This is a genomic window from Xanthobacter aminoxidans, from assembly GCF_043193615.1.
Lineage (GTDB): Bacteria > Pseudomonadota > Alphaproteobacteria > Rhizobiales > Xanthobacteraceae > Xanthobacter > Xanthobacter aminoxidans.
Genome location: NZ_JBAFUS010000001.1, coordinates 394,342 through 413,048, shown reverse-complemented (window position 1 = coordinate 413,048; position 18,707 = coordinate 394,342). Strand labels below are relative to the sequence as shown.

Annotated in this window: 11 protein-coding genes and 1 pseudogene; 5 read left to right on the top strand and 7 right to left on the bottom strand. The window is 69.1% G+C overall.

Features of this window, described 5'->3' with window-relative positions:
- Window positions 1-8: 8 nt before the first annotated feature.
- From eutC to V5F74_RS01830, 3 genes are all read right to left on the bottom strand, one after another.
- Window positions 9-785 (bottom strand): ethanolamine ammonia-lyase subunit EutC, encoded by a 777-nt coding sequence (gene eutC / locus V5F74_RS01840; RefSeq protein WP_394005943.1) that lies wholly within the window; start codon window positions 783-785, stop codon window positions 9-11.
- A complete protein-coding gene (locus tag V5F74_RS01835; protein WP_394005941.1) occupies window positions 782-2,170 on the bottom strand; it encodes an ethanolamine ammonia-lyase subunit EutB in 1,389 nt (462 codons plus the stop codon). The genes eutC and V5F74_RS01835 overlap by 4 nt, the downstream gene beginning before the upstream one ends.
- Window positions 2,171-2,261: 91 nt before the next feature.
- Entirely contained in the window at window positions 2,262-3,161 is a 900-nt protein-coding gene (locus V5F74_RS01830) for an amino acid ABC transporter substrate-binding protein (RefSeq protein ID WP_197024043.1), read from the bottom strand.
- Between the two features lie 280 nt (window positions 3,162-3,441).
- Here V5F74_RS01830 and V5F74_RS01825 point away from each other — a divergent pair, with 280 nt between their 5' ends.
- Genes V5F74_RS01825 through V5F74_RS01815 form a run of 3 tightly spaced genes read left to right on the top strand, consistent with a single transcriptional unit; the run spans window position 3,442 to window position 6,043 of the window.
- Window positions 3,442-4,440, top strand: coding sequence for an ABC transporter substrate-binding protein (locus V5F74_RS01825; protein ID WP_394005939.1), 999 nt, complete (start codon window positions 3,442-3,444; stop codon window positions 4,438-4,440).
- A gap of 8 nt (window positions 4,441-4,448) precedes the next feature.
- Entirely contained in the window at window positions 4,449-5,246 is a 798-nt protein-coding gene (locus V5F74_RS01820; protein ID WP_394005937.1) for an ABC transporter permease, read from the top strand.
- A gap of 2 nt (window positions 5,247-5,248) precedes the next feature.
- On the top strand, window positions 5,249-6,043 hold the full coding sequence (locus V5F74_RS01815; RefSeq protein ID WP_394005935.1) for an ABC transporter ATP-binding protein: 795 nt from the start codon (window positions 5,249-5,251) through the stop codon (window positions 6,041-6,043).
- A 6-nt stretch (window positions 6,044-6,049) separates the two neighbouring features.
- Here the strand turns inward: V5F74_RS01815 and V5F74_RS01810 are convergent, their stop codons facing one another.
- Both V5F74_RS01810 and V5F74_RS01805 read right to left on the bottom strand, forming a co-directional pair.
- Window positions 6,050-6,988, bottom strand: a complete 939-nt coding sequence (locus V5F74_RS01810) for an NAD(P)/FAD-dependent oxidoreductase (RefSeq protein WP_394005933.1) — start codon at window positions 6,986-6,988, stop codon at window positions 6,050-6,052.
- Window positions 6,989-7,077: 89 nt separating this feature from the next.
- Window positions 7,078-7,233 (bottom strand): annotated as a pseudogene (locus V5F74_RS01805) (UDP-glucose 4-epimerase GalE); the annotation flags it as partial.
- A 184-nt stretch (window positions 7,234-7,417) separates the two neighbouring features.
- Between V5F74_RS01805 and V5F74_RS01800 the strand changes: the two are divergent.
- Together V5F74_RS01800 and V5F74_RS01795 are read left to right on the top strand one after the other, a co-directional pair.
- On the top strand, window positions 7,418-8,833 hold the full coding sequence (locus V5F74_RS01800) for a glycosyltransferase (RefSeq protein WP_051679198.1): 1,416 nt from the start codon (window positions 7,418-7,420) through the stop codon (window positions 8,831-8,833).
- A gap of 10 nt (window positions 8,834-8,843) precedes the next feature.
- Window positions 8,844-10,031, top strand: a complete 1,188-nt coding sequence (locus tag V5F74_RS01795) for a glycosyltransferase (RefSeq protein ID WP_029558206.1) — start codon at window positions 8,844-8,846, stop codon at window positions 10,029-10,031.
- On the opposite strand, the gene V5F74_RS01790 is transcribed toward V5F74_RS01795, so the two are convergent.
- Window positions 10,012-11,349, bottom strand: a complete 1,338-nt coding sequence (locus tag V5F74_RS01790; protein WP_394005930.1) for an aminotransferase class I/II-fold pyridoxal phosphate-dependent enzyme — start codon at window positions 11,347-11,349, stop codon at window positions 10,012-10,014. The genes V5F74_RS01795 and V5F74_RS01790 overlap by 20 nt on opposite strands.
- On the bottom strand, window positions 11,346-18,686 hold the full coding sequence (locus V5F74_RS01785; RefSeq protein WP_394005928.1) for an SDR family NAD(P)-dependent oxidoreductase: 7,341 nt from the start codon (window positions 18,684-18,686) through the stop codon (window positions 11,346-11,348). Before V5F74_RS01785 ends, V5F74_RS01790 begins: the two co-directional genes overlap by 4 nt.
- Between the last annotated feature and the right edge of the window lie 21 nt (window positions 18,687-18,707).

Sequence of the window (18,707 nt, the reverse complement as noted above, 5' to 3'; positions counted from 1 at the left end):
AAAAACCGTCAGCGCGCGCCCAGATGCTGCGGCGGCAGGCCGGTTTCGAGCAGGAGATCGCTCTCGTCCTTCAATTCGACGCCGGTGATCTGGCGGGCGAATGCCTCGCGAATGTGCCAGGCGAGCTTGAAGGCGGCCAGATCGTAGGCAAGACCCTCCGGACGCACGTTAGAGATGCAATTGCGCTCGGCGTCCGACCGGCCGGGCTTGGGATTGTAGGTGAGGTAGAGGCCGAGGCTGTCCGGGGAGGAGAGGCCGGGTCGCTCGCCCACAAGCAACACAACCGTGCGCGCCTTCAGCAGGTGCCCCACCTCGTCCCCCAGCGCCACCCGCGCCTGCGAGGCGATGACCACAGGCGCGGTGGTCCAGCCGGCATCCGTGATGCGCGCCTTCAACGCCGCCAGGAAGGGGAGCGTGTGGGCGTGGACGGCTGCCGAGGACAGGCCGTCGGCCACCACAAGCGCGAGGTCCACAGGCTCGCCCGCCGCCTGTGCAAGGCGGGTACGGCTTTCATCGGAGAGACGCCGGCCGAGGTCCGGCCGGCGCAGATAGACGTCCCGCGCCTGCGCCGCGCTTTCGGCGCGCAGGGTGGAAAAGCCGAGGCCGCGCACCTCCTCTTCCACCCGCGCCGCATCGAACGGGGTGTGTACGGCATCGCGCGCCTGCGCATGGGCGAGGGCGAAGCGCAGCACTTCCTCGGTGGGCAGGCTCGCGCCGGTGCGGCCCAGCGCGATGCGGGCCGGGGTGTGGCGAGAGAGTTTTGACCAGGGATCGCGCGCGATCATGCCGCACGCTCCGCCACATAGCCGAGCAGCGGATTGCCAGCGTCGGCAGGCAGCAGGCGGCCGTCGGTGCCGGTGATGTCCATCTTCTCCAGCCACGCCTCGAATTCCGGCGCGCGCTTCAGCCCCAGCACCTCGCGGATGTAGAGCGCATCGTGGAAGGAGGTGGACTGATAGTTCAGCATCACGTCGTCGGCGCCGGGAATGCCCATGATGTAGGTGACGCCCGCTGCACCGAGCAGGGTCAGCAGCGTGTCCATGTCGTCCTGGTCGGCCTCGGCGTGGTTGGTGTAGCAGACGTCCACACCAAGCGGCACGCCGAGCAGCTTGCCGCAGAAATGGTCCTCCAGACCGGCGCGGATGATCTGCTTGCCGTCATAGAGATATTCCGGGCCGATGAAGCCCACCACCGTGTTCACCAGCAGCGGATCGAAGGCGCGGGCGACGCCATAGGCGCGCGCTTCCAGCGTCTGCTGGTCCACCCCGTGGTGCGCGCCTGCGGAGAGGGCCGAGCCCTGGCCGGTCTCGAAATACATGGCGTTCTGCCCCACCGTGCCGCGCTTGAGCGACCGTGCCGCATCGGTGCCCTCGGCGAGCAGCTTCAGGTCGATGCCGAAGGAGCGGTTCGCCCCCTCCGTTCCAGCGATGGACTGGAACACGAGGTCCACCGGCGCGCCGCGCTCCATGAGCGCGATCGAAGTCGTGATGTGGGTCAGCACGCAGCTCTGGGTGGGAATCTCGAAGCGCGAGATGATCTCGTCCATCAGCTTCAGCAGCCGGTCGATGACCGGGACGCTGTCGGATGCGGGATTGATGCCGATCACCGCATCGCCGCAGCCGTAGAGAAGGCCATCGAGGATGGCGGCGGAGACGCCGGCTGCGTCGTCGGTGGGGTGGTTGGGCTGGAGGCGCACCGCCATGGTGCCGGGCAGGCCGATGGTGTTGCGGAAGCGCGTCACCACCCGGCACTTGCGCGCGGCGAGGATCAGATCCTGATTGCGCATGATCTTGGACACGGCCGCCGCCATCTCCGGGATAAGGCCGGGCGCGAGGGCCGCCAGCACCTGCGGCGTTGCGGCGGGGGAGAGCAGGAAGTCGCGGAAGTCGCCCACCGTCATGGCCGAGACCGGCACAAAGGCCGGGCTGTCGTGGCTGTCGAGGATGAGCCGCGTCACCTCGTCCCCTTCATAGGGAACGAGCGGCTCGGCGAGGAAGGTCTTGAGCGGCAGGTCGGCGAGGCACATGCGCGCCGCCACATTCTCCTCGGCCGTGGCGGCGGCGATGCCGGCGAGCATGTCGCCCGACCGCGGCGGCGTCGCCTTGGCCATCAGGTCCTTGAGGTCGGAGAAAACGAAGGACTTCGCTCCGATGCGATGGACATGAGCCATGGCGCGCTCCGGTGGGGCGGGCGCGGCGCATCTGCCGCGTCCTCAGGCCCTCGCGATAAGCAACAAATATGCCTTCGGGGAAAAGCCCTGTCTATTTCGGCACGCCGTTGATGACGAACAGCGCGTTCAGGAACTGGTCGGGCGGGAACTTGCCGAAACTCTTGGCATAGATGTCGCGAATGCGGTCAGTGCGGTAGAGGTCGGCGAGGGTGGTGTCCACCAGAAGGCGGAATGCCTGGTCGCCGCGCGGCAGGCCGAGCGCGTAGGTCTCGAAGGTGAAATACTGGTCCGAGAGGCTGAGGCGATTGCCGAACGCGGTATTGGCGATCAGATAGTTGAGGATGCCCCGGTCGCCGAAATAGGCGTCCAGCTTGCCGTCCGCCAGCTGCTTCAGCCCGTCCGGATGGTCGGTGACGGTGACGATGGTGGCGGTGATGCCCATCTGCGCGAGGGTGGAGCGCAGCGTCTCCTCGGTCGTGGTGCCCTTGAGCACGCCGACCTTCTTGCCGCGCAGCTCTTCCAGCCCTTTGACAGCCGAACCGCGCGTGACCACGCCGGCACCGTCGAGGAAGGTGGGGAGGGAAAAGTCCACCAGCGCCCGCCGTGACATGGTCATGGACGAGGGCTCGCACAGGATGTCGATGCGCCCGTCGCGGACCGCCTCGAAGCGGTCTTCGGCCGAGACCTTGACGTATTCAACCGGAAGATTCGGCAGCTTGAGGGAGCGCTTGAGCGCATCCGCCACCTCACGGCAGAGATCGACGATGTAGCCCGCCGGCTGGCCGTTGCTCGCAGCGTACGAATAGGGCGGGGCGAACTGGCGATAGCCGATGCGGAAGGGGTCGCCCTTTGCCAGGCGGTCCAGTGTCTGCGCGCCGGCCGGGGCGCCGAACGCGAGCAGGAGGGCGGCAAGCCCGGCGACGATCATCGCCGCCCGCAGTCCCGCGAACCTGATGCTTGAGCTGAATTCCAGCCCGATCTCCCGACCCATCCGCGCCCCCCTGTGCCGCCCCCCGCGGTCCATTTCGCCCGATCTTGCCCGGCTCGCCGTGCGCGGCCAAGGACTTCGACGGTTGCTGAAGGAAGCTGGCGCGCATTGTGGCGCGAAAGCAACCCTCCCGCCCTGCCGATGATCTTCGCGCCCACCTCGGCGCTCCCACCTGCGGCCGTTCCGCCGCAGCCGACTTGCCTTTGTGCGGATGCGAAATTGTTATATTGATATGGATATAGCTTGGCCGGCCGCGCCGGCTTTTTCTGCCGGGGAATTGGACATGACCGTATTGCTCAACCGGCGCCGCATGTTGGGCGCCATCGCCGCTGCGGCGGCCGGGGCATCCGCCGCGTCGCTGGGCGCGGCGCTCGCCGCGCCGGCGAAGGGGCTGGAGATTCTCGGCGCGCCGAACGGCTCCACCATCGTGCTGCTGCGCCTGCTCCAGTCCGGTGCCCTCAACGCGACAGCACCCGACGCCACCTTCCGCCTGTGGCGCGACACCGACGAACTGCGCGCCGCCATCGTCTCCGGCCGCACCAGCCTGTTCACGACCCCGACCCATGTGCCGGCGAACCTCGCCAATCGCGGCCTGCCGCTGAAGCTGTTCGCCATCCTCTCCATGGGCCATCTGTTCGTCATCTCGTCCGACACGGGCATCACCTCGTTCAAGGATCTCGCCGGCAAGCAGCTGGTCGGCTTCTTCAAGAACGACATGCCCGATCTCGTCTTCCGCTCCATCGCCCGCGGCTATGGCATGGACCCTGACAAGGACATGACCATCACCTATGTGCGCACCCCCATGGAGGCGGCGCAGATGCTCGCCGCCGGGCGGGCCACCACGGCCATCCTCTCCGAGCCGCCGGCCACCGCCGCCATCATGATGGCGAAGAAGGAGGGCCGCACGCTCAACCGTGCCATCAGCCTTCAGGACGACTGGAAGAAGCAGCACGGCGGCCTCGGCCTGCCCATGGCCGGCATCGCCGTGCATGAGCGGCTGATCGAGGAGAGCCCGGAACTCCTCAAGGCCATGGCCGCCGGTCTGCCGGGCGCCCGCGACTGGGTGCTGTCCGATCCCGCCGCCGCCGGCCAGCTGGGCGAGGAGAAGATGGACATGAAGGCGCCCATCCTCGCCAGCGCGCTCTCCCATTTCAATGTGGTTGCGGAGCCGGCGGCGAAGCTGAAGCCGGGCCTCGTCGCCTTCTACGAGACGCTGCTTTCCTTCCAGCCGGAGGCCCTGGCTGGGAAGCTGCCGCCCGACAGCTTCTATCTCGACTTCTGAGCGCCGCGATGGCGGCTCCGGCACGCACGCTCTCTCCCGCGCTCCTCGCCACGCTGTGGGGGGCGGCGGGGCTCTTGGCTCTGGCCGGCGCGTGGCAATGGGGGGCCGCGGCCTTCGGGCCGTTCGTGCTGCCGAGCCTTGCGGAGACAGGGGAGGCCGTCGTCCGGCTCGTCACCACCGGAAAGGCGGGGCCGGCGCTGCTGGCCACACTGGTGCACGCTCTGGCCGGCTGCGTCGCGGGGGGCGCGGCCGGCTTCTTTTTAGGTGTGGCGGGGGGATTGGTGCTGCCCGTGGGCGCCATGTCCTATCCCGTCTTCACCGCGCTTCTCGGCACGCCGCCCATCGCCTGGGTGGTGCTCGCGCTGCTCTGGTTTGGACCCGGCGGCGCGGCCGCCACCTTCACCGTGGCCATTACCGTTGCACCCATCCTGTTCATCGCCACGCTCCAGGGTGTCCGAAGCCGCGACCGCGCGCTCGCCGAGATGGCGCAGCTCTATCGCGCGCCGGCCCTCATGCGCTTCACCGATCTGGTCCTGCCGGCGTTGGCGGACTTCCTCATCCCGGCCGTCGCCACCGCGCTGGCCTTCTCCTTCAAGGTTGCGGTGATGGCGGAGGTGTTGAGCGGTGCGGACGGGGTGGGCGGCGGCATCGCCACCGCGCGCTCCCACTTCGACCTGCCGGAAACCATGGCGTGGATCGTCCTCGCGATCGCCGCACTGATCCTCGCCGACGCCCTGCTCCTCGCGCCGTTGCGGCGTCGAAGGGCGGGGAGAGGGCATCCGGCACCCGTCTCGGTGGAGGCATGAGGATGCTATCCCTGAGCGGCCTGATGCTGCGGTTCGGCGAGGCCGAGATCATCGCCGGGATCGACCTTCATATCGGCGCGGGCGAGCTCGTGGTTCTGCTCGGGCCGTCGGGATGCGGCAAGACCAGTCTTTTGCGCATCGCTGCCGGGGTCGAGCGGGCGACCGCCGGACGGGTCGAGAACGGCTTTCGCCGCGTGGCCATGGTGTTTCAGGACCCGCGCCTGCTGCCCTGGGCCGATGCGCGCGACAATGCCGCCTTCGGCCTCAAGGCGGCGGGAATGGGCAAGACCGAGCGGCGCGCCATCGCCGAGGCGATCCTGCTGCGCCTCGGCTTTTCGGTGCGGGATCTGGACAAGCGCCCGTCCCAGCTCTCGGGCGGCATGATGCAGCGGGTCGCCATCGCCCGCGCCTTCGCCCTTTCGCCGGATCTCGTGCTGATGGACGAGCCGTTCTCCGCCCTCGACGTGGGCCTGCGCCACGATCTCCAGGCGCTGCTGCGGGCAGAGGTGGAAGGGGCAGGGGCGGCGGTGCTGTTCGTCACCCACGACGTGACCGAGGCGGTGCGCCTCGCCGACCGGATCGTCGTTTTCTCCCCGCGCCCCGCTTGCGTGGTGGCGGAGGTGACGCAGGCGCCCATGCTCGCGTCGGTTGGTGCGGCCTATGAGGCATCGGCCGCTTTGCTGCGCCGGCCCGAGATCGCGGCCGCCCTCGCCGCGCCCGAGGCGTCGTGTCTTGCGGTTTCCGGTGCCCGCGAGCGGCTCTCTCTCGCGGGCCGGGCGACGGTGGCCGCCTCCTGAGGGCGTCTACTTGATGCGCGGCTTGTGCACGGTGGGTGCCGCATCGGCTGCGGCGCGGCGGACGCGTTCAGCGAAGCGGGCCACGGCGTCCTGCTCCAGCGTGCGCTGGATAGCCTTGGCGGCCACCACCCCGTCGGCCATGGAGGTGACGCAGCACGGATGCATCCGCTGCGCGATCTCGCCGATGGCGTAGAGGTTGGGCACCGAGGTTTCGCAATCGAGGCTGGTCTCGACGAAGCCGCGGGCATCCCGCGCGAGGCCCAGGTGGCGCGCGTAGGGCAGATAGGGCTCCCAGCCATAGAGCACGAGGAACCGCTCGAACCGCTCGCCCGCCACCGCCGGCAGGTCCGGCTCCACCGGATAGGGGCCGATGCGCACGTCCGCCGGTGGCACCTTCTCCAGGAACTCGCGCCGCGCCCTGATGGTGCGGGCGAAGAGGGTGACGCGGGCGGCGCCGCGCTTGCGCACGAAGATGTAGTTCTCGAACGCATTGTCGCCGCCACCGAGGATGGCGACGGAGCGCCCCTCGAAGTCCGCATTGAACAGGGTTTGGCCAGGGCCGATGATGATGTTCTCCGAGGCCGTGAACCCGCCCTTCACCGGCCGCACGCCGGTGGCGAGGACGCAGGCGCGCCCCATCACCATCTCGCCGGTGGCGGTGGTGATGCGGAAGCCGCCGGGCACCACCTCCAGTTCCGTCACCGCCTCGCCGGTGCGACAGACGATGTCGTGGTCGCGCATGTGGCGGTCGACCTCGGCGGCAATCTCGATGCCGGTCTTGTCGCGGATCGGCGCGATCCACTGGTTGGGATAGGGATTGTCGTTTCCCAGCCCGCCCAGCACCGGCCGGCGCTCGACGATGCAGGGCCGGAAGCCGAGCATCTTCAGCCAGAGCGCGCACGACGCCCCTGCCGGACCGCCGCCGATGATAACCGCGTCGAACATGCCGCTCCCGATCCAGCCAGCGCATCAATGGGCGCCTGCCGCAGTTTATGCGAGGCTGCCGTCCGCGGCTAGGAAGGGCACTTGAGGCCTCAGGCCGGCTGAAGCTGCCGGCGCGCCAGAGTCTCTTCCCAGTCCAGAGCCGAGCGGACGATGACCTCGAGATCGTCGAACCGTGGCCGCCAGCCGAGTTCGGCCTGGATGCGGCTGGAATCCGCGATCAGGCGTGCAGGATCGCCCGGGCGCCGCTCGCGCTGACCTCCAGCCGTCTGCAATCCCTTCGCTCATTCCCTTTCGCGGTGCAACAAAAACGTGCCGAATGTCTACCTCGGGTGGTTGCGGCCCCGTAACACGTTGTCATCTCACATCGGTTGCACGGCTATCACAACGCAGAGTAAGCCAATCGCTGGCATCGCAGGAGGTTCAGATTCGATGCGCGGCGTGCCGCAGGATGTTCCGAGACTCTCGCTGCGGCCATTGCGCGTCGCACTGTTCGTGCACGCCTTCTATCCGGACCACGTCTACGGCACCGAGGCCTACACGCTCGCGCTGGCGCGCCAGTTCAAGGCGCTGGGACATGCCCCTACCGTCGTGACCGCGCGGTCGGCCGGCGAGCCCGAGCAGGCGGAGGAGATCGTACGCTACGAAGTCGAGGGCATTCCGGTGGTGCGGATCGACCGCAACCGGACTCCCTCCCGCTCGGCCCGTGAGGATTACGACCATCCCGGCCTTGCTCCGCTCCTCGAACGCATCCTGCACACGCTCGCGCCGGACGTGGTGCACATCTGTCACCTCGCCAATTTCACTGCTGTTCTGCCGCATGTGACCGCGCGGCTGGGCATCCCGACATTTGCGACGCTGACGGACTTTTTCAATCTCTGCATCACCACCCGGCTGGAGCTGCCGGATGGCGGCCTGTGTCATGGGCCGAATGCGATCCGCAGCAATTGCCTGTCCTGCGGCCTTCTCGCGCGGTCGGCCGAGCGGCCGGACAGCGTATTCTGGCGCATTCTGGCGCAGCCCGCCGTCCGTTCCGCTGCCGCCGTGACGGCCGCCACGCTCGCGCCCGTGCTGCCGTTCTCGCTCGGACGCGACGCGCGGGCTGTTCGCGACCGGGCGCACGTGCTGCGCGTTGCTTTTGCCCATTGCCGGGCGGCCTTTGCGCCCAGCGCGTTCCTTGCCGAGCTGTTTGATGCCTATGGGGCGGGGCCGCCGCTGTTCCGCTCGCCGTTCGGCGTCGAAATCGACCGCACGCCAAAGCCCGTCGCGCCCGCCCGTCCGGTTCGCTTCGGCTTCATCGGCCAGCTCGCCTATCACAAGGGGCCGCACCTGCTGCTCCAGGCGTTGCGGGCCCTGCCGCGCGATGCCTTCACCGTCGATATCTGGGGGTCGGAGAGCCTGTCACCGGCCTATGCCCGCGATCTGCGCGCGGTGGCCGAGCAGACGGTCCCGCCCTTGCCGGCGCGGTTCCGCGGCACCTTTCCGGAAGCGGAGATGGCAGGATTGCTGGCAGAGGTGGACGTGCTGGTCATGCCCTCCACCTGGTTCGAGAATGCACCGCTGACCCTGCTGAAGGCCCTCGCCACGCACACGCCGGTCATCGTTTCCGACGTGCCGGGCATGACCGAGTTCGTGGAGGAGGGCGTCAACGGCTTCTCCTTCCCGCGCGGCGACGCCGAGGCGCTGGCTCTGGTGCTCCAACGCTTCGTGGACGAGCCCGGCCTCGCTGCGGCCCTCAGCCGGACGACTTCCTACGAGCGCACCGAGCGCGACATGGCGCTCGACCTTCTCGCCATGTACCGCGCCTTCGGCGCCGTTCCGGCAGACACCAGTCCGGTCCCCGCTTGAGGAGGCCGGCATGAGGATCGCCATCCTCGCCTCCGGCGTTCTGCCGGTGCTCGATGGTGTCACCGTCAGCGTCGATGCCCGCGTTCGCCGGCTGGTGGCGCGGAGCGACGAGGTGCTGCTGCTGGCGCCCGCAGCTGCGGACGGCGCACGACCCGCCGGTCTGTCGCCGGCCGTCACCTTTGCGGGATTGCCGAGTGCGCCCTTCGGTGCGGCGGCGTCGGACCGCAACGTGGTGCCGGAAGCCGGGGGCGAGATCGACCGGGCGCTTGCCGCTTTCCGACCCGACCTCATTCACGTGGATGAGCCCGAGCGTCTCGCCCTGGGCCTGCGCCGCCTTCCCGCCCACGCCTTCGCGCGGCGCCACCGCGTGCCGCTGGTCGCCTTCTTCCACACCAATTTCGCCGACTATCTGGGTGGTGGTGGCAGCCGTTACGGTCTTTATGCCCCCCTGCGCGCGGCGTTCTGGCGGGCGGTGGCGCGGCTTTACAATCGCTACGACGCCACCCTTGTCCCAAGCGCGGCCACCCTTGCACGGCTCCAACGTGTCGGCCTCGCGAACGGCCTCGCCGGCCGGTTCAACGGGACGGATACACAGGACTTCCGTCCCGATCTGCGCCGTCCCGGCTACTGGCGCGCGCGCTGGGGCCGTCCCGATCTCGATGGCCGGGCGGTGATGCTGATCGCCGGCCGGCTGACCGCCGACAAGGGCTGGGCGGACTGGCGGCGGGTGCTGCCGGCGCTCGCCGAGAGGCTGGGCGATGCGCTGGCGGTGGTGGTCGCCGGCGATGGCGCCCTGCGGGGGGAGGTCGAGCAACTGGTCGCGGCGCTGCCCTGCGGTTTCCTCGCCGGGCCGGTGCCGCGCGCGGAGATTGGCGTCCTTCTCGCCAACAGCGATCTTTACGCCACCTTGTCGCGCTTCGAGAACGCCAGCCTTGCCGTCTACGAGGCCCTCGCGAGCGGAGTTCCCGTGCTCGCGCTTGAGGCCGGCGGCCTGCCCGGGCAGGTGCGCAACAGCGTCAACGGCCTGTTGTTCAGGCCCGGAGATGTGCCCGGCTTCGTCGCAGGCACCGCACGATTGGTGGAGGACGCGGCGGCTCGCAGTGTCCTTCGCGCGGGGGCACTGGCGGAGCGTCCGCTTCTTGACTGGGACCGCGCCTTCGCCGCGTGGATCGATGCGCTCAGCGCGGTCGATCCTTGATCAGGCCCAGCGCAGTGGCCTCTTCAGAAAGCGCAGTCAGCGCCGCGTCGATCTGCTCTGGCCGATGCGATGCGGAGAGGAAGAAGCGCAGCCGCGCCGAGCGTTCCGGCACCCCCGGCGGCAGCACCGGGAACGCGTTGATGCCGCGTTCCAGCAGGCGCTGGGCGAGGATCACGGTCCGGATCGTCTCGCCCACCATGATCGGCACGATGCCCGCACCCCAGGACGGCCCCACGTCGAGGCCGAGCGCGGCCGCACCATCGCGGAAGGCCCGGCTGTTGGCCTGGAGCCGCTGCACGCGCTCCTGCTCCTCCAGCACCAGGCCCAGCGCCGTGCGCGCGGCTTCGGCCACCGGCACCGGCAGGCCGACGCTGTAGACCATGCCTGGCGCGAAGGCCTTGAGATAGCTCACCATCGCCGCCGGCCCGGCGATATAGCCGCCGCAGCTCACCAGCGACTTTGACAGCGTGCCGAACCAGATATCCACGGCCCGCGGATCGACGCCCGCATGCTCGGCGATGCCGCGTCCGGTCGCGCCGAGCACCCCGAGGCCGTGCGCGTCGTCGATCATCAGCCAGAAGCCGAACCGCTCCTTCAAGGCAACCAGCCGGGCGAGGTCCGGCCCGTCGCCATCCATGGAGAACAGTCCCTCGCTGACGACCAGCACCCGCTCGAAGCGGTGGCGCTCGCGACCCAGCATGGTCTCCAGCGCATCGAGATCGTTGTGCGGGAAGCTGCGGCGGGTGGCCGGCGAATACTGGGCGCCGAGCACCACGCTGTTGTGCATGAAGGCGTCGGTGACGACGAGATCCTTCGGGCCCATCAGCGTCGGAAGGGCGGCGATGGCGGTGGCGTGGCCGCTCACGAACGCGACCGCATCCTGCGCCCCGTAGACGTCGGCCAGCGCCCGCTCCAGCGCCAGATGCGCCGGACGCTCACCCGACGACAGGCGGCTGCCGGAGACGCTTGTGCCCCACGTCTCGACCGCGGCGGCTACGGCGCGGGTGATGCGCGGATCGCCATTGAGGCCGAGATAATCGTAGCTCGCGAAATTGACGACCTCGCGCCCGTCGATGCGAGCGGTGGCACCGGATCGTCCCTCGTGCAGCCGGTGGTAGGGGTTCTTCAGCCCCAGCATGTCAGCCGCCGCTTGCTGCGCCGTCAGTTCCTTGTAGCGCGGCAGGCTCTCGAATGAGAGCAGCCCGTCCCGATCCACGAAGGCGGGGGAGGGAGCGGGCGCTGGCGCCGCCGTGCCCGCACGCATCTCGCCCAGCAGGTGCGCGAGATCCTCGTCCGACAGTCCGCGACGCCCGCTCATGGCACGGGCCTCAGGGCCTCGATGGACTCCGCGTCGAGCCGCACGCCGTGCCGGGCCGCAAGAGCGGCTTCCTCGGGAGCCAGAACCACAGCCGAGGCGGCTGTCTCGGCAGGTTCGGCGTTCTCGGGCGTCCTGAGGCTCGACAATGCGACGGCCGCCAGATCGTCCAGCGTGCGTCCGCTGCCGATGGAGAGCAGGGGCAGCTCGAAGCCGAACTTCTTCTCCAGCGTCAGGCGCAACTCCAGAGCCATCAGCGAATCCATGCCGAGTTCGGACAGCGCCGCCGAACCCGTCACCGCGTCCGGCGGCAGGCGCAGGATGCCGGCGACCTCGCGGCCCAGCACCTCGCGCAGAAGCACGCGCGCCTCCGCATCGCCGAGACCGGCGATCTGCTCCATCAGATCCTCGCCGCTCCCCGCTGCCCCATCGGCCGCGGAAGAGAACAGGCGGGGGAAGGTGGGCGTGCGCAGCACCGGCAGCTGGCTGGCGATGGCGGTGCGGTTCACCTGCGCATAGACGTTCACCACATCCGCCGCCATGCCCTGCGCCATCAGCCGGCCGAGGAAGCCGAGCGCCTCGGCGGAGGCGATGCCGGCGACGCCGGTGGCCCGCGTCAGCCTCTGGCCGAGTTCCTGGTCCTTGGCGATGACGCCGGCGTCGGAGATGGCACCCCAGGCGACCGCAAGGCCCGGAAGCCCGCGCGCGCGGCGGTTGCGCACCACGCCTTCCAGGAAGGCGTTGGCCGCGACATAGGCGCCCTGGCCGGGACTGCCGATCATGGCCGAGGCGGAGGAGTAGACGACGAAATGGTCGACCGGATGCCTCTCGGTGATCCGGTCGAGGGTCAGAACGCCATCGACCTTCGGCGCCAGAACGGCGTCGAGGCTCTCCGCATCAAGGTTGGGAATGGCGCCGTCGCGCAGCACCATGGCGGTGTGGACCACGCTGCGAAGCGGGCCGTGCGCGGCGACGAGCCGCTCCACCAGAGCCTCAAGCGCCGCCTCGTCGCGGGCATCCGCCTGCTCGACAACGATCCGCGCGCCGGCCGCGCGGGCCGCCTCGATGCGGGAAAGATCGCCGGCCGCGCGCACGCCAGAGCGCGAGGCGATGGCCACCGTGCCGGCGGTCTGGGCCGCCAGCCACAGGGCCGTCTCAAGCCCGAAGCCGCCATTGCCGCCCAGCACGAGATGGACGCCTTCGCGCAGCGCGAGCGCGGGCATCTGCGGACGCACCCTGCCATGCATCGGGGGACGCACGACAATCTTGCCCACGTGGCGCGCTGCCTGCATCTGGCGGAAGGCTTCCTCCACTTCGTCCCCGTCCATCAGCCGATATGGGATGGGTCGGAGCGCGCCGGACGCAAAGGCGGCATTGATGTCCTGCATCATGGCCTTGGCGCGTTCCGGGTCGTGTGCCAGAAGCTGGTCGAGGTCCACGCCGAAATAGCTGAGATTGCGGGCGAATGGCCGCAGTCCGATGCTGGTGTTGGCGAGGAAGTCGCGCTTGCCGAGTTCCACGAAGCGGCCGAACGGCTTCACCAGCTGCAGGCTGGCCGTCATGGCTTCACCGGCCAGCGAATTCAGCACCACGTCCACCTTGCCGAAGTCGCGTTCGATCTCCGCTGCGAAATCAACGTCCCGGGAATTGTAGACCGCGGCGACGCCCAGACCCTTGAGCAGAGCCGCCTTCTCGGGCGTGCCTGCGGTGGCGATCACGCGTGCGCCGCGTGCAAGAGCGATCTCGACGGCGGCAAGACCGACGCCACCGGCGGCGCCGTGGACGAGCACCGTCTCGTTGGCGCGCAGGCGCGCACATTCTACGAGGCCATACCACGCCGTGGCAAAGGCCACCGGAATGCTGGCCGCGGCCACCTCCGAAACACCATCCGGCACCTTGAAGGCGAACCAGCCGGGCACCGTGACGTGGGAGGCAAAGGCGTCCGGGGCAAAGCCCATCACCCGGTCTCCCACGACGAGATGGCTAACCTGCGGACCCACGCGGACCACCGTCCCGGCGCATTCAAAGCCGAGCGAGGCGCTGGTGAGGCCAGGCCCGAGGATATCGTCGTCGAGCGCACCGAGCGCCAGCATCACGTCGCGGAAATTGAGGCCGGTCGCTGCCACCTCGATTTCGACCTCGTCGCCCTGAGGCGCGACGCGATCGCGCATCACCCATTCCATGGAGCTGACGGCGCCCTGCTGGGGCACGTCGAGCTGCACCCGCCGGGTGTCTGACACCTTCTCCCGGGCGATGGCTTCGCCGCGCAGGACGCGCACGCCGAACTCGCCGTCCGTGCGGGAGACACGCTCCGCCTCGGCGCTTTGCAGATCGACGATCTCGCGCACGCGGCGGGCGGCTTCGGCGTCGAATGCATCTACGTCGACGAGGCGCAGATCGAGGCCTGGATGCTCGTTGAGCGCTACGCGGTAGAAGGCCGAGATGGCCACGGCGGCGGGATCGACGGTCTCACCGGCGAGCTGGCGGCCGCCGGCCGTCACGAGCCAAAGGGTCAGCTTGCCCGTGCTCGCATTCGCCCATTCGAGCACGCGCTTGAGGTCGAGCAGCCTCTGCACCAGCGCGGCCCTGGGCGCCCAGGCTGGCTCGAACGCGACGGGGAAAATGACCGTCCCGTGTGCTTCGGACCGCTCAACGGACGGAAGAATCAGGTCGTCGATGATGGTGTCGCCGTCGCGCGTCAGCGCTTGGGCGAATGCATCCGTGCCGCTACCGCCGAGGACCAGAACGGGACCGGCCATCCGCCCGTCCGAATGGGCCGCAACAGGGCCGCTGAATGCTGTGGAGAGGCCGTCGGCGAGCGGGATCGCCTCTACCGGCGCGCAGTTCATGTGCGCGAGAAGGACCTCGATCTGTCCTCGCTGTGCGCCGGCCGGCTGCGGGGAAACGAGGACGTCGAGGAGCCCGTCGAAGGGGGGCTCGGCGACGAGGCACCGGGCACCTGCGGCGATTGCGCCGATGCGCGCGGCCTCGGCCGGATCGCCGCCGAAAGGCGCCTGGGCTGCGAGCCCCGCCACCAGATCGACCGGAGCGAAGTCGGGCGCCTCGTCCCCGCCCGCGGCTGCGGTGTCGAGGAAGAAGAGATCACCGGCTCCTGTGCGCGACGTCACCTTCTCGAAGCCGGCTGCGTCCGCCCCGGCCAACGTCACCTGGACAAGCCCTTCGCGGACCAAGGGGAGGAGCGTGCGCACCAGCCCGGCGGTCCAGGGACGCGGCAGCAGGATGTGCGGACGCACGGGGGCGCAGGCCGCGATGCGCTCCTCCACTGCCGCCCGGACCGCCCCGAGGCCGGCAGAGAAAGCGATGCCGTCCTCGGCGACGAGGTCGGCGAGCGAAGGCGGAAGTTCCAGAGAAGCGCCCTGCGCAAGGTGCGGTGCCAGCGTCGCCTTCAGCTGGGCCGCGAGCCGGACTTCCGCATTGGCCTCGGGATAGCGCTCGGCCAGCGTACGAAAGAGCAGATCTGACGGCGGCAACTCGGCCGTAGTGATGAGCCAGCCTTCCGCGGTTCGCTCGGCCAGGCCGGTCGCTGCGAACTGGTCCATGAGCGCGGTGAGGCGCCCCTCCGCCTCGGCCGCCAGTCGACCGACGGCGATGAGGCGTGCGGGCACGACATCGAGTCCCCCCGCCAGCGCGACGATGGTCTCGCGCACGAGGGAACGCACAAAGCCGCGCAGCAGCAGGAAGGCATCCAGCGGCTCGGCAGTCAGGCCCGCGAGATCGACCGCGCCCGCAGGCGTAGCCGATGCCTGCCTCAGCGCGTCGTAAGTGACGCGGAAACGCCGCTCCTCGTCACTCCGCCGCGAGAGCACGACCTCGCGCAGCACCAGTCCGCGCACGTCCGCGACCACGCTGCCGTCGGCGGCATGGAGGGTGATGTCGACGGAGGTGGTGAACCGGCTTTCGTGGGTCCGGTGGGTAACGGATTTGGCGATTGCCACGCCGGGCTGCCAGAGGCGGAGCGAGCGGATGCGGACCGGGAGATTGGTGCGGGTCTCCCCGTCCACCACATGCGCGTCGAGAAAGAGCGCGTGCAGCGAGGCGTCGAGCGCGGCCGGATCGATCATGTGCCGGTCGGTGAACAGCCCCAGCGGCAGGGTGCCGGCGGCGAGGGTGGTGATGCCGCTGTCACCGTCGCGTTCCACCGCCACGGCGCGCTGGAAGCTCGGCCCGTAGTTGAGGCCGCAGCTGGTCGCGGCCGCGTAGACATCAGCGGCGTCGGAGTAACGAAGGCGGGCCGGGTCGGGGTCTGGCTGGAGCACCGGCGTTCCGGTGGCCGGCACCACCCGCCCGATGGCGTGCAGCAGGAACTCCGCGCCGCTGAGACGACGGCGCGCCCACACCGAGCAGGTCTGCGTGGTCTCGTCGAAGCGGGTGGAAATCTCGCGCATCGTGCCCTCGGGCACGGAGAGGGCGCGCAGCACGTCGAAGTCGCGCAGCTCCATCGGCACGTCGCCGTGGATTTCGCGTCCCACGGACAGCATCATCTCCGCGATGGCGGCCGCCGGGACCACCACCTCGCCTTCCACGCGATGGTCGGCGAGATACGGGGCGATCTCGTGGTCGGCGAAGCCGCGCCATTCCGGCACGTTCTGGCTCACGCGGCGCCCGAGCAACGGATGAGACGGGGCCGCGCCGAACATGCGGCCGTAAAGCTCAAGCGCTTCCGTGGTGTTGGCCATCACGAAGCGCTGACGCTGCCAGGGGTAATGCGGCAACGGCAGGGGCGTGGCGGTCGGTGGTCCGAACGCCCGCGCGGAGTCGATCTCCATGCCGCGCACGAAGGCCTGCGCCGCGATGGCGCGCACCGGATCGCCCGCAGCGGTGTCGTCGCGCTCGGACAGGCTGGAGATGCACTCAGACGGCAGTTCCGCCTGCCGGAGCGTCTCTGTGGCTGCGCCGGTGAGGATGGGGCGCGGGCCGATCTCGATGAAATGCGTGGCGCCGAGCCGGCCGGCTGCGACCACCGCATCCGAGAAGCGCACCGGCTCCCGGATATTATGCCACCAATAGGTGGCATCGAGGGCGGTGCCGGCCAACGGGCCACCTGTGACGGTAGAGACGAAATCCGTGCGCGTCTCGCCGGGCCTCAACGACTTTAGGTCATCGAGAATGCCCTGCTGCGCCACATCGAGCAGCACCGAATGGAACGGATAATCCACGCCGATGGAGACGGTCGCGATCCGCTGCAGGCGCGCGGACTTTTCCGCCAGCGCAATGGCCTCGGTGGTGCCGGACAGGGTGACGGAGCGGGGGCCATTGACGGCGGCGATGTTCAGATCCTGGCGGCCGAGGGAGGCGAGGAACGCCTCGGCCTGCTCCTCGCACGTCGCGAGCGCGAGCATCCGGCCGCGACCTGCGACCATCTCCTGCCGCAGGCTGCGGTGGTGAATGAGATGGATCGCCGCTTCAAGATCGAGAGCGCCCGAGACCATGGCCGCCGCCACCTCGCCCACGCTGTGACCGAGCACGACGTCCGGCTTGATGCCTTCTTCGCCAAGGGCTGCCGTAAGGGCAATCTGGATGGCGAAGATCAGGGGCTGGGCGACCGAGGTCTTCTCGATCTGTGTGGCGAGGGCAGGCGAGGCCAGGGTTTCCGCCAGCGACCAGCCAGCGACCTTTTGATAGGCCGCATCGACAGCCGCGAAGTGCGTGCGGAAGGCGTCGTTTCGGGCATGGGCCGCGCGGCCCATGCCGACCCACTGGCTGCCATTGCCGCTATAGAGGAACGCCACCTTGCCGGACCGCGCGGGCGCCTTGCCGACCGCGATCTCTGTCTTTTCGCCGCGCGCGAAGCTGCGCAGTTGGGTCGCCACGTCCGGTCCCGGGCCGACGGGGACGGCCAAGCGGGTGTCGAACAACTCTCTCTGATAGCGTGCACCGCCGGCGATGGTGGCAGCCGGCGCGGTCTCCTGATCGAGGAGCGACGCATAGCTTTCCGCAAGGGCACGAAGGGCTTCCTGGGACTTGGCGGAGACCACAAGAAGTCGCGCGTCGGATGCGGGTTCGGATGGCGCTGGCGCCGGAGCCGCTGCCTTGAGGACGACGTGAGCGTTGGTGCCGCCGAAGCCGTAGTTGCAGACACCGGCAAAGGGCGTTTTCTGCAGGTCGAGCGGCACGTGCGCCGCAGCCGGCGCAAGGTTCAGGGCGTCGAATGCGATATTGGGATTGAGCCCATCGAGATGGAGCGTGCGCGGATACAGGCCATGCTTGACCGCCAGCGTCGCCTTGGCCAGGCCGGCGAGGCCCGACACGCATTCGAGGTGGCCGATATTGGACTTCACCGAGCCGACGGGCAGGGGCGTGGAACGGCCATGACGCAGGGCGCTGCCGATGGCTTCCGCCTCGATGGGGTCGCCGACAGGCGTGCCCGTACCATGGGCCTCGACGAACGCCAGCGCACTGCCGTCGATGCCGAGGTCTTCATAGATGCGGGCGATCAGGCTCCTCTGGCCTTCGACCGAAGGCAACGAGATGCCAGACGTGCGGCCGTCCGAATTGACACCCGCCCCGACGATGGTGGCATGGGAACGGTTGCCCGCGGCCCGCGCGACGTCTGATCGGCGCAGCACGATGGCGATGGCGCCTTCCGAGCGCACATAGCCGTCCGCTCCTGCGGAAAAGGGGCGGCAGCGCCCCGTGGGCGACAGCATGGATGCACGGGAGAAGCCGATATAGGGCGCCGGCGACAGCAGCAGGTTCACACCTGCCACGACGGCCGTATCGATCTCTCCCGCACGCAGCGCCTTGGCCGCCTGGGCAAGGGCGACGAAGGAGGACGAGCATGCCGAATCGACGGTGAAGCTCGGGCCTCGCCAATCGAAGATGTAGGAGACGCGGTTAGAGATGATGGACAGGGAATTCCCTGTCATGAAATGGCTTTCCATGGCCGCGGGATCGCCCGATGCGGCCGTCTGGTAGTCGACGTTCGACGCGCCCACATAAACGCCGATGGGCTCACGTGCCGTTGCGGAAGGTGAGAGCCCGGCATCTTCCAGGGCTTCCCACACAACTTCGAGCAGAAGACGCTGCTGCGGATCGATCTGCTGTGCTTCGCGTGGGGAGATGCCGAAGACGCTGGGGTCGAAAGCGAACGGATCGTCGATATAGCCGCCGGCGAACGTATAGGAGAAACCCGGCTCGCTCTTGCGGGGGTGCTGTCCCCGGTCCACTGGCCAGCGACCTTGGGGAAGGTCGCTGACGGCGGACGTGCCGGCCATCAACTGCGACCAGAGCGCTGCCATGTCATTGGCCCCGGGGAGGCGGCAGGCATGCCCAATTATCGAAAGGTCAAAAACGGTCTGAGGGCTCGGGTACGCAGCCATGCTTGGGCAGATTCCAGCGTC